The following is a 12,229-nucleotide window of genomic DNA, read 5'->3' as shown; positions in this document are numbered from 1 at the left end:
TTTGCCCAATATAAGACCTTAATGATTGCTTTAAACCATGAAGAAAATTATAAAATTGTTATTAGCACTACTGTTATTCGGTAAGGTGCTGTCAGGTATAGCGCAAGAAAATATCCATAAATATCGCTTCGAACATATCACCGTTAACGATGGACTACCACATAGTGATGCCAATTGTATTGTGTCGGACAGTACGGGTTATATTTGGATTGGTACGAACAATGGGGTATCTAAATACGATGGCTATACACTCAAAAACTACGACCTTCCTGTAAATCCTCACAATGGTTTGCCAAGCAATAGAGTAGTGGCCATGCACCTCGATGCCAGTAAACGTCTCTGGGTGGCATCTGGTAGTGCGGGCTTGAGTTTTTTTGATAAATTTCATGATAACTTCCTCAATATTACCGAACGGGTAGGTAACGGAGTCGATGAAAAAGCGCTTGAAAAGCTTCGGGTAAGCAATGTTTTATCTATCTCAAGTGACTCACATGGAAGAGTTTGGGTAGGTACACGTTCGATGGGCTTGTTTGTACTAGAATTCAAAAATGAATTATTGGTTTCCATTCGCCAAATCGTTATAGATGGAACTACGCAGTATGGCGTATCTTCAATGGTTCGTGAAAAGGATGGCTCTATTTGGTTTGGTACAATTACACATGGCTTATGGCATTTGGGAGCTAATCAATCAATGCCCATTCCGACCTTTTTTACCAATCATAAGATTTCAGCGCTTTGGGTAGATGCTTTCGACAATCTGTGGATTGGTACTCAATTTGAGTTGTTTTTGGTTGATAAATTATCCAAGCGCAACCGTGTAAAGACTTCTGTCCTAATTAATGGTTTTTCTGAAATAGGAAGTGTGTATGTTGATTCTTTCCATCATCTATGGATTGGAACAAATCATGGTTTACACTATTGGTCAAATATTCCCGCAAGCACTGAGCCTAGTTATTTGAATACATGGAGAAATTCTATGCAACGGTTTTTCCCTACAGATGGCGACTCATACAGTATCAATTCAGGAAGAGTACATCAGATCTTAGAAGACAAATATCATAATTTATGGTTGGCTGCTTCTTCGGGAGGACTCAATAAGGTTGACCTCAAAAGAAAACCTTTTTATGTAATTCAACGCCAGTTTGGCTCTGCCACAACTTTACCAAGTAATTACATCAATTGTCTTTTGCCCGATAATGACAAGCAGCACTTGTGGATTGGTACTAGAAACGGGTTTTCTAAATATCATCTTCAAAATCATTCATTTCAGAATTTTGCTCATATTCCTATCAATGGTGATGGTTCAGGCGTAGATGTTTCGGCTTTTTATCAACAACAAGATGGTACGCTATGGATTGGTACTCGCTACAATGGTCTTCTTTTAATCAAAGGAAACACCCGAAAAGCGATTACCGAAGTAAATCCAAACCTTTCATTATTTGGCACCAGTATCGAAAAAATTCAAGAAGATAGATTTGGTACAATCTGGATGGCAACCTTTGAAAAGGGACTGTTGAGGTTTGATAAAGAGGGAAAATTACTACAGCAATATTCGCTAGAAACTAATAATTTTCCAGCAAGACAGTGTACCTATCTGCTATATGAACCAACAACCGATCAACTTTGGGTGAGTTCGAGAGATAAAGGCGTGTTAAAACTTCAAGTGTCAGCCACAGGTATAAGGGTAATTAAAAATTATCAATATGAAAAAAATAACCCCAATAGTTTGAGTGGCAATTATGCTTGGCCTTTGGTAAAAGATAACAGCGGTAATTTATGGGTTGGTACCATCGGTGCGGGGTTAAATAAAATATCTCCAGAAGGTAAGGTCGAACGTTGGAATATTGGCTATTCGAATATTGAGTCTTTAATTTTTGACCGAAAGGGTTTTCTTTGGCTGGGAGGTGATGGGCTGGTAAGACTCAATACTCAAACTAGAAGCTTAATTCATTACGATGTAGGCGATGGATTGCAAAGTAACTCTTTCAAAATTGGCGCAGTCTGCCAAGATAACGAAGGCTACTTTTATTTTGGAGGAATCAAAGGTGTAACCTATTTCAAACCAGAACAGATTCAGCCAAGCAATCAAAAGCCTGAAATACACCTGACTACACTAAGAATTTATAACAAAGAAGTTCGCATTGGAGAACCCTTCGATGGAAGAGTGATTTTATCTAAACCTTTAGACGAAACAGAGGAGTTAACTATTGAGCCTAACGAAAACTACTTTTCGATTGAATTTGTCGGAATAAATTACAAAAATCCCAAAAAGAATCAGTACGCCTACAAGCTGGTTGGTTCAAATGACGATTGGATTTATACAGATTATAATCAGCGCATTGCCAACTTTTCAAACTTAGACTCTGGTGAATATACGTTCTTGGTCAAAGCAAGTGATGGGGAAGGGGCGTGGTCGGCCAAACCTGCCGAAATCAAAATTCGGGTGCTACCGCCTTGGTACAAAACTTGGTGGGCATTTTTGATATATGCTTTGGTTCTATTTTTTGCTTTCAAAGAATACCAAAAAGCTACTCTAGCCAAGCAGGCATTGAAAAATGATGTCTTGATGGAAAAGTACAAAGCTGACCAAGAAAAGACTTTGACCGATCTCAAGCTTCGTTTTTTTACCAATGTTTCGCATGAACTGCGAACGCCCCTAACCTTAATTTTGGGGCCAATCGAAGAGCTGGCTTCTTCCGAACATGAGAAGAAGGACAAAATCATGCTGATTTTACAACAAACCAGAAAATTACTGGACTTGGTTAATCAATTGCTCGATTTTCGAAAAGCCGAAACGGGCAATATGAAAATACTAGCAACCTTCGGAAATATCATTCCGATGATAGAAGAAGTGTTTTTGATTTTCAAACTCAAAGCTCAAGAGTCTGCAATAGATTATACCATGAGTTTGCCACAAACTACCGTAGAACTGTTTTTTGATAGTAGTAAATTGGAAATTATTTTGACCAATTTGCTATCTAATGCTTTTAAATATACGCCATCGGGAGGTAAAATATCATTGAAAACAGAAATTGTCGGTAGTTCTTCCGAGGAGGCAGTGTTTGAAGCAGGCAGACCAAGTAAGAACTTTCTCCAAATTTCTATTCAAGATTTTGGAATAGGTATGTCAGGCGACGAGTTAGACAAAATCTTTGACCCTTATTATCAAGCCTCCCATACCGAAACCCTCAAAATTAGAGGAACAGGTATCGGTTTGTCATTAGTGAAACAATTAGTAGAAGCCCACAAAGGCAGTATAGAGGTAGAAAGTACTGTTGGGAAAGGAACGATATTTACGGTAAAACTTCCATTTGGTAAAAATCATCTTCATGAAAGTGCTAAGGTAAAAACACTTGAAGATACTTCAGAACTGGCCGAATCATCAGAAACGGTGGAGATACCAGCTATGGTTGTTACGGAAAAATTCTCAGCCAAAATTTTAATTGTAGAGGATCAAGATGATTTAAGGGCATATTTAAAACAGATTTGTGAGGTAAATTATGAGGTCGATACTGCAGTGGATGGACTAGATGGTTGGGATAAAGCCCTAGAATGGCAACCCGATTTGATTATTAGCGACATCATGATGCCGAATAGCGATGGGTTGGAGCTTTGTCAAAAAATCAAACAAAATCCTAAAACTTCCCATATTCCTGTGTTTTTGCTTACGGCTAGAGCGGCAGTAACACATGAAGTGGAAGGACTTGAAATGGGTGCAGATGAATATATGGCGAAACCATTTAATCCCTTGGTTTTGAATGCCAAAATTGCTTCTATACTTCAAAATCGCTCACAATTACGCAGCTATTACCAGAAACAGATTTTGCTAGAACCGAGTTTGCCAGATATTCCAGATGAAACAAAAGCTTTGCTTGAAAAAGCAATGGCGATTGTAGAGGCAAACCTTACTAATCAAGAGTTTACCGTGCAAACTCTTGTGAGAGATATAGGAATGAGCCAGTCGGCGATTTACCGTCAAATAAAGTCCATTACAGGGCAATCATTGGTAGAATTTATAAGAGACATTCGCCTCAAAAGGGCTGCTCAATTGCTAAATCATGGCAACCTTCGTGTAACCGAAGTGGCAATGTTGGTTGGTATTGAAGATATGAAGTATTTCAGGAAAATGTTTCAGCAAACCTATCAGGTTTCGCCATCAGAATATGCGAAGCAGAAGAGAGAAAGTTTGAAATAGGGAAAAGAGACAAAAAGGGAAAGTGCGCAAGTGTTTTTGAAAGAGAGATTAAAGCCAAATGGGGTTTTGGTATAATGTGGGTATTTTGTGAAGCCCTTACCATAGCAAAACCCCATTTGGTATTTCTTTGACTTAATATACAGGTGCTAATTTATCTCCCTAGCAACCGCCTTGGTGAAGAGCACGTTTATAGATTATTTTATGATTTTGTTCTACATAATCACCTGCTACTATTGGATACGAATACTTGGGTGCATGCGATACATTATGGCTTCTTATCGTTATTTTGTCGTTCACTTTCAGGTTATGCAATTGCTCAAATTCATTGTTAGAATTAAAAATAGTATTGTCAGACTTTTCTAGTCCAAAACTAAGGATATAATCATCACCATTAATTTTGACCATTATTCCAAAACCTAATCGTGAGCCTGGCGGAAGAGAAAGAGAGGTTACAACTGCTTCCATATCAGAAAAAGCACTTATGTTTTTCCTTATTTTAGCTTCGCCAGCATATACTTTTTTTCCTGCGGGAGACGCCTCCCATTTTTTGAACATGATACCATCGGGGCTTGCTTCCCATTTTTTTAAGGCAGCTTTCCTTTCTGCAATAGAGAGAGGTTTTGAGAGTGGCTTTCTAGCAGCTTCATCTTTAGCTTCACGATTGGCATTGGCAAATACCAGCCCACTTACCACAACCAGTGGTAAAATCAGCATATAAATGATTTTTTTCATATCTGTTGTTTGATTTAATAGAACGGATTGTACAAAATATCGAAGTATAAAAGAGGTTTATTGAATACGATAATTTTCATGCTGTTCACTTTACAAAATTACCATATTCTTCTTGCATCTTGCTGTCACTCAAGTGTTATTGATTTGTTACAGAGTTGTTAAAATGAAAAGGCTTTTTATCCCACGCTGGTGCTGGCTTCCAAGCCAGCACCCATTTTTTCTCTGGATTCTATCCAGAGAAAATCTTTCCAAAACCTCACAATTGTGCTTACATTCATCATAGGTTCTCCTTATGTAAAATAAAATTTATCTCTGCGTAGGATTAGAATCCTTAGATTTGGTAAGTGCTGGCTAGGAAGCCAGCACTAGCGGGGGAGAATCCATCAAAACGATAATATAGTATCTGATATTTTAAGAGCCAAATAATGATGTCATTTACTGTTTTCTCAGCACTAGTTGTCAAAATAATTACTTAATTATTCATTTAGAGATTTCATCTTTTTAATAGTTATTAATACATCTTCTTCTTTATCAAAACTGAAATTTGGGATTCCTCCTTTATAAAAAAACTTAAAAGGATTAGGTTTTGAGTCAAATAGTACTTTTTTTTCATAATCATCAATATTTTCTAAAAATATTTTCTCTCGTTCGTCATTTATTTTTGCTTTGATTGAACCTTTTATATCATAGTAAAACAGTTTTTTATTAATCTTATCAATGATTTCCTTTGAGCAACTCGGACAAGAAATTTTATATAATATTTGTGATGAATATCTGTCATCTCCTTGTTGATTTTCAATAAGTTCGGATGCTCTATGAGGATCTATCCGTCCGTTTTTTACTGCTTCCTTTAAAATATTTGTATAATCATGAATGAAATTTGTTTGGGTCTGATGCCAAATGACAATATCAAAATTTTGAGAAGGATTAAGATTTCTAGAAACACCTACTAAATATTCGTTAGGGTATCCATATTTCTCTATAATTGAAAGTAATTTTTTATTATTCACTTCATCAATTTTTCTGATAGTATCGCCATATACTTTGTAACTACCACTCATCCGTCTAAATAATTGATCCTGATCAGCTATTTTTCTCAATGAATCTCTGAGAAAGACATTGGTATTTTTTAACGATTTATCTTTGAATGATGTGTAATTCTTACTAATTCGATTAATAACTTCCTTTTCTTTTATTAATACTTCATTTTTTTTGATTTCTTCTATTGATAGTCCTAGACCCATTAGCTCATTAAAAGATTTATAGGTGTTCTTGTACTTTTTTAATAGAAAACTACACATTGCATAATTGTAGATATCTTTTGCCAACGGTTTTGGATTCAGAGCAAAAGCTTTACTATAAAAATCAAATGCTGTGTGAAAATCATTATCTACTATTGCCAATTCAGCTTTATTTTGTAGAGCATAATATTCCTTGTAGTTCTGCGAGAAACTAACTGTACAAGTAACCAAAATTATTATCGACGTTCTAATAATCTGACTATACGGAATTACTATTTTATTCAATTTCATAAGATATTACATTACAAATTTATACTACTTTAACTTTGAAGTTGCGCATAATATAAATACAAGTCGTTCATAACCAATGCAAACAACTTGTATCAAAGAACTAGATTTTAGCACTCTTTTTTGGGGTAGGTTACCCCACCGTAGTTCATTCCCCCATCCTCTCTCTTGTAGTCAGATGTATAGTTCATACAAGTACCATCTTTTAAACATTTGGTAGTTCTCGAAAAGTGTTGATGAATAAACTAAGCATTTGATAAATTGTATTTTTGTGGTCTCGAATCATAAAAATCAATGAATCAAAATGCTTAGTGTCCCACGCTGGTGCTGGCTTCCTAGCCACTACTCATTTTTTCTCTGGATTCTATCCAGAGAAAATCTTTCCAAAACCTCACAATTGTACTTACATTCATCATAGGTTCTCCTTATGTAAAATAAAATTTATCTCTGCGTAGGATTAGAATCCTTAGATTTGGTAAGTGCTGGCTTCCTAGCAAGCACTAGTGGAGGAATAAAAACCTTGTCTTGCCAATAATGTAAAGCCTAAGAATATTTATTGTAGAACCTATAGTATCAAGGTTGCCACGCATCCAACTGAGTTGTAGACTTACAATTTTTTCAATGCTAGATAGTTATTGGGCTTTTGACAAGTTGTCTATTAATCTGTCAGTTAGTGTACGCTCTTTTATTTTTGTCCACGAGTTATTAGCTTCAGGGAATCCATTTCTACAATACCCAGCTTTATTCCTAAAATCAAACATAGCGTGATAGTAATTATTTATTGAAAGAAAAGCTTTCGATTCGTCTTCAGTCCAAAGAATTTTCAAAGTAGACGGTTTATGTTTGTCAGTCACATTTGCGACGTTGTAGATATGAAGTCCGTCTAATACCTTCAAGTCATTATTTCTGTCTACTGCATAGAAATAACCAGTTTCGCAATTGTCTTCAAATACAACGGCATTATGATTTTCTGCGGTACTGTCAATGAATACGTATTTGCCAACTTTGAAGGTCTGTTCTTCGTAAATTATGAGCTTTAGTTTGTTTGTCATACCTTTTTGGTGTATCCAATTAGATAATTCTTTAGGCACGCAATATAATTGAATTCTGTTTCGTCCGTACAGCTAATCCAGAATATGAGTAGTTGTTTTGATGGTGTTATTGACCTTTTTAACAAAAGTCAATAATTCGTTGAGTGGGAAGACTGACTTCCATTAACTAAACATGAGTCATTCCGAATTTTTAGGGTTGGGATTATTCTCCAAGTTTTTATTAAAAAAGGGGTCGAAAAATATTTTTCGACCCCTTTTTGATGCTACTATTTTAGATATGACTTGGCTTAATACACAATCATTGCGTCTCTACTGATGGAATGATTGCGTCCTCGAGAGAACCGTCCTTTTGACAAGGAGTTCAGCCGATTTGATAAGTGAATTTCTAGAAAAAATAGCTATGCTAGCTGATGCTTTTTCGCTGTGTAAATACTATTGTTACAAAAATAAATGAGATGATACTCCCAATTAAAATGAATTTATTGGATGTAACGTTGGCATTTGAACGCTCCTCTATTGACCATTTATTCTTCTCCAATTTTAGGTTTACCTCGTGCCTACTTTTGTTGTTTAATATATACTGCTTTTGAGGTAAGCCCTTTAAGATAAGAATCAGCTCACATAAGTTATTGGGCATATCTTTAAACAAGGTGTTTTTTACGTGTATGGAGTTAATGTTTTTAGGTATATGTTGTAATTCGGCAAAAAGTGTTGTTTCATGCCCTAATTGAATTTGCGGATTGATAAACTTAATGGTTTTATTGTTAATAGCAACAAAACAGTTTTCTTTGAAATACTCAATTGCTAACTCACTAAACTCCTGTGGTGTTTTATAGGATTCTTTACCGTATAGATAAACTACTTCGCCTTCAAATGCAGCTATTGAGCTTTTTATTACAAGAAAAGTTTTTCCATTCTCTTCATAAATCATAAGGCTCGAAAGGTCTGGACTATGAGCATAAAGGAATGGTGAGAACAATACCATTCCCATTATTTTGAATATTACTTTAAAATTCATTTGTTACAGAGCATACGCTCCCGCTAAACTGTTAATAAAATTATTAGATCCAGCTTTGTCTACATGATAATGGTATCCTCTTGTAGCGTCATAATGTCCACGACTTGCATCCAAGTCGGTATATTCCGTCCCTGCAGCACTTAATCTTTCATAAATTCCAAAACCATCTAAAGCATACCCAATCATAGCAGCATGCCCGTCGGATTGACTGAGTTTTGTAGATTTTCCTGTTGCGGCATGATAGTGATAACCTGCACCAATGTTAATATGTCCACCAGCATCATCAAATGGTGCTAAAGTGTAAGCAGCTAAAATGATGCTTGTAGGTGCTGGTGCATCAAACACCACACCGTTAAAAGCAATTCCTCTTATTGTTGGTCCCGACGCTCCTGGGCCTGCCCCAAAACTTACAGGAGAATTCAATTTTATAGGTGTTATGGGAATATAAATGGTTTTTGTTACCGAAGAAACATACGATGGTAAACATTCTACACAATAGTTTTTGTAAGCGGCACCTACATTCGGGTTTGCAGCTGCTTGGCATTCAGCATAAGTAGAGGTTTTGGTAATAACACCTGTAGTGGTATTGTACATTTTCCATGTGTTGTCTTTATAAAAAGTAGCCAAATTTTTAACAAATGCACCATCTACATCATACACATTACCGCCTTCTATCCAAATACCACCTTTGGTAGCATCATCTGTAATATTGGTAGGGCACCAAGGACCTTGAGTGTGGTCAGTTGGTGTACTTTTAGTGACAATTTTGTAGCAAGGAGCAGATGTTCCATTCGATAGAGTTCTTGTTTCGGTTGTAATAGTTACGTTTCCTGACGCGGTAAGGAATTGCGTCGCATCAACATTAATTACAATACCATTGTTTGTAGTTAATGTTGTATCATCTTTACTACAAGAAGCCAAAGTACATACTAATACTACTAATAAAAGATTTTTGTAAGTCATACCATTCGAATTAAAAGTTAAGATTATATCATTAGACGATATTTATTATTTTTTCCTTCGGTCTTGGTATGTATTTTTTTTAATATCTGCTAATAAGAGTACATATTTCTATCATTGAATTCTATTTCGTAGGTATATCTAACCCAGCATAGGATTCCCCGCTGGTGCTGGCTTCCTAACCAGTACCCATTTTTTCTCTGGATTCTATCCAGAGAAAATCTTTCCAAAACCTCACAATTGTGCTTACATTCATCATAGCTTCACCTTAAGTACAGATTGCTGTATTAAAATAAAATTTATCTCTGCGTAGGATTAGAATCCTTAGATTTGGTAAGTACTGGCTAGGAAGCCAGCACTAGTGGGTATTCCGAAAGTTGAGCCTTATCACTGTAGCTAAATAGTAGTAAAACTGTTCAATTACTTCCACCTGCCACTTTATCGTAAATATCATGTTGGCGGTTCGTTTATTTTTTCTCCCAATATTCAACTATTGTGAAATTGTTGTCCTTCTGTTTTGTTTCGAGTTCGTTGTACAAATAATATTTATGAGCATTTCCTGTCTGCACTAAAATGCGTTTGTTAGGATATTGATTCACAATGTTTAAAATATTCTGTGCCATTTCCCTATTTCTAATGTTCCAATAGTCTTGTGCCATTTGTAAAATAGGAACTATCTTTTTTAGGGTGTCATTAGTATTAGCCAAATCAAGGAATTTTCTGTATTCCCACTTTGATTTTAGTTCTACTAATTTTCTTACATAGGGTTTATTTAATGTTTCCAAATCTTCATAATCTATTTCACTTTCAGCAATTTTTAAATCAGAAAATGCTTCAAATGTTGTAAGAGAAAGTTTGTCAGCTTGTCCTGCCGAAAAATAAGCGTTGAAAACTTTGCCCACACTATCTATTCTTGTCCAATAATTATTTTTAGCCATAAAACCTCGTTTTCCTGTCCAATCATAAGGTAAAATTTGAGTTTTAGGCTTTGATTTAAGATAGTTGTGAATAGACTTAAATTCTATTGCACCTTCAAGTCCTTTCAAACTGTTGCGAATATCTAAAATTGTGTCCGCTTCGTACAGAATAATTTCAGGTTTGAATTTATTAAAAGCTTTTACGTAATCTTCGCCCTTAATTTTGTCTGTTTCTACGTGACTTGTCCCTAAAATACACAATTTTGTCTGTCCAAATGTTAGTTGGCAGCTAAAAGTCCAAATGATAAAAAAGTAAAGTTTATTCATTCTTGATGTTTTTTTAAATGACCGCCAACGTCAGTCTGTGAAAAAACTTAAATTAGTAAAAAAACTTGTAATATTATTGCCTCAGGAAGCATTTTGGTGCTTTCTGAGAGATGCTGTTTTCTAGGAGTTTCCAATCATTTTCTTTAGCAGACACATACAGGCTTAAAATAGGTCGTTTTTTGCCAAAATAGTTTGCTTTGGCATAGTCTGGACTCCAGTTATGGAGTTTTTCTATTAAACCCAAGATGTTCAGACTACGTTTGATGTTGTAGACTGTCATGATTAATGCCATTTCTCCGTTGACTTTGCTCAAGCCTCTGAGATTGGTATGGTCATAACCCCACCGAGACGTCGGACCGTGCCGTTTAATTGTCCCGAAGATGTGTTCATTGATTTCTTGCCTCTTGCGATACAATGCCTGATTGCTCTGATAGTCCTTGGCATTTTGTTCTACCGCTAGTGCGAATACTGAACGTTCTATCTCCCTTCTACCATCTTTTCGACCCGTACAAAGGTCTTTTACTGGACAACTTGTGCATGAAGGTGTACGATATTTCTTGAATTGATAGCTCATGTTTAGATCTCTTTTCTTTTGATGCCAAGTGCCTTTGGTCGTTAAAGTTTGTCCTTGTGGACATGTATAGGTATCTGACTCCGAACTTCGATACCAGATACTCAGGCTGAGTTCCGTGGTCATTGCTGTTTACTAACTCTGCCGTAGCAACGATGGTTTGTATGTTGACTGATTGAGCGGTTTGAGTTTCACGTCCATTGTGATACCCCTTATCGGCGATGACGGTTAAGGTTTCTGCTTGAATATTTTCCTTAGCCTCAATTGCTATTCGACTCAAGGCGTTTCTATCATTCCGATTTTGGTGTGAGTGGCTACAATCAAGTTGTGTTGCTAGTCGACGGCTGTTTGAACGTTGTAGCTCACTTCTACTACTTGACCGTGTACCAACAATGCACGAGCGTCAGCATCGGTTGTGCTCACCTGCGGTTGAGTACCTTCGTTCAACAGTGATTCTAAAGCACTATACTTGATTTTATCGTTTTTGAGCCGTTCTATTTTGGCTTGAATATGAGAGACGTCGAGTTCATCCTCTGCTTTGTCATTCTCTGATAATTGTTGAAGGTATTCAGAGGTTTTAGTTTCAATATAAGTTAAGTGACGTTCTATTTTTTTGAGATTAAAATTATTCTTTTTGGAGTTCGACGCTCTCACTTTTGTACCGTCAATGGCAATTGTTTTACCTCCGATAAGCTGAGCTTCTTTCAAAAAGAGTACGAATAGTTTGAAGGTATTTTGTAATGCTACAAAATAAATCAGAGATTGAATGATAGTTAGGTTTTTGCCCACACAATAGCCATTGTAACTCTGAAGTCATCTTGACTTTTGCTAGACTTGCTTAAGAAATAAAAAAGGTTGCTGATATTTGTTTTGCGAACCATACCAAAGCAACCTTTTTATGTACTACGTACTCAGCAAAGATATAATA

The 12,229-nt window shown here is 36.1% G+C and carries 9 protein-coding genes; 1 reads left to right on the top strand and 8 read right to left on the bottom strand.

All coding sequences use genetic code 11. The annotated features are described in order from the left end of the window. Window positions 1–37 precede the first annotated feature (37 nt). Window positions 38–4,195 (top strand): hybrid sensor histidine kinase/response regulator transcription factor, encoded by a 4,158-nt coding sequence (locus QM491_RS24745; RefSeq protein WP_283330247.1) that lies wholly within the window; start codon window positions 38–40, stop codon window positions 4,193–4,195. A 159-nt stretch (window positions 4,196–4,354) separates the two neighbouring features. On the opposite strand, the gene QM491_RS24740 is transcribed toward QM491_RS24745, so the two are convergent. From QM491_RS24740 to QM491_RS24705, 8 genes are all read right to left on the bottom strand, one after another. After that, on the bottom strand, window positions 4,355–4,927 hold the full coding sequence (locus QM491_RS24740) for a hypothetical protein (protein ID WP_283330245.1): 573 nt from the start codon (window positions 4,925–4,927) through the stop codon (window positions 4,355–4,357). A 476-nt stretch (window positions 4,928–5,403) separates the two neighbouring features. After that, the gene (locus tag QM491_RS24735; RefSeq protein WP_283330244.1) at window positions 5,404–6,330 is read right to left on the bottom strand and encodes a hypothetical protein; all 927 of its coding nucleotides are present in this window, start codon (window positions 6,328–6,330) and stop codon (window positions 5,404–5,406) included. 758 nt (window positions 6,331–7,088) lie between these two features. Next, entirely contained in the window at window positions 7,089–7,508 is a 420-nt protein-coding gene (locus tag QM491_RS24730) for a DUF2251 domain-containing protein (protein ID WP_283330243.1), read from the bottom strand. 403 nt (window positions 7,509–7,911) lie between these two features. After that, window positions 7,912–8,526 (bottom strand): hypothetical protein, encoded by a 615-nt coding sequence (locus QM491_RS24725; protein WP_283330242.1) that lies wholly within the window; start codon window positions 8,524–8,526, stop codon window positions 7,912–7,914. Window positions 8,527–8,529: 3 nt separating this feature from the next. After that, window positions 8,530–9,489, bottom strand: coding sequence for a YHYH protein (locus QM491_RS24720; protein ID WP_283330241.1), 960 nt, complete (start codon window positions 9,487–9,489; stop codon window positions 8,530–8,532). A gap of 464 nt (window positions 9,490–9,953) precedes the next feature. Then, window positions 9,954–10,730: a hypothetical protein gene (locus QM491_RS24715; protein ID WP_283330240.1), complete on the bottom strand. Its 777-nt coding sequence runs from the start codon at window positions 10,728–10,730 to the stop codon at window positions 9,954–9,956. Window positions 10,731–10,803: 73 nt separating this feature from the next. Then, window positions 10,804–11,427 (bottom strand): transposase, encoded by a 624-nt coding sequence (locus QM491_RS24710; protein ID WP_283330239.1) that lies wholly within the window; start codon window positions 11,425–11,427, stop codon window positions 10,804–10,806. A gap of 207 nt (window positions 11,428–11,634) precedes the next feature. After that, window positions 11,635–12,090: a hypothetical protein gene (locus tag QM491_RS24705; protein ID WP_283330238.1), complete on the bottom strand. Its 456-nt coding sequence runs from the start codon at window positions 12,088–12,090 to the stop codon at window positions 11,635–11,637. Window positions 12,091–12,229 lie beyond the last annotated feature (139 nt).

It is taken from the genome of Flectobacillus longus (assembly GCF_030056705.1).
In the GTDB taxonomy this organism is placed as follows: domain Bacteria; phylum Bacteroidota; class Bacteroidia; order Cytophagales; family Spirosomataceae; genus Flectobacillus; species Flectobacillus longus.
The sequence above is the reverse complement of the archived record's forward strand: the minus strand, read 5'-3'. Positions and strand labels throughout refer to the sequence as shown.

Coding starts and splice junctions, on each gene's coding strand:
- QM491_RS24745 (WP_283330247.1), top strand. CDS start 38: ATGAAGAAAATTATAAAATTGTTATTAGCACTACTGTTATTCGGTAAG.
- QM491_RS24740 (WP_283330245.1), bottom strand. CDS start 4,927: ATGAAAAAAATCATTTATATGCTGATTTTACCACTGGTTGTGGTAAGT.
- QM491_RS24730 (WP_283330243.1), bottom strand. CDS start 7,508: ATGACAAACAAACTAAAGCTCATAATTTACGAAGAACAGACCTTCAAA.
- QM491_RS24725 (WP_283330242.1), bottom strand. CDS start 8,526: ATGAATTTTAAAGTAATATTCAAAATAATGGGAATGGTATTGTTCTCA.
- QM491_RS24720 (WP_283330241.1), bottom strand. CDS start 9,489: ATGACTTACAAAAATCTTTTATTAGTAGTATTAGTATGTACTTTGGCT.
- QM491_RS24715 (WP_283330240.1), bottom strand. CDS start 10,730: ATGAATAAACTTTACTTTTTTATCATTTGGACTTTTAGCTGCCAACTA.
- QM491_RS24710 (WP_283330239.1), bottom strand. CDS start 11,427: ATGACCACGGAACTCAGCCTGAGTATCTGGTATCGAAGTTCGGAGTCA.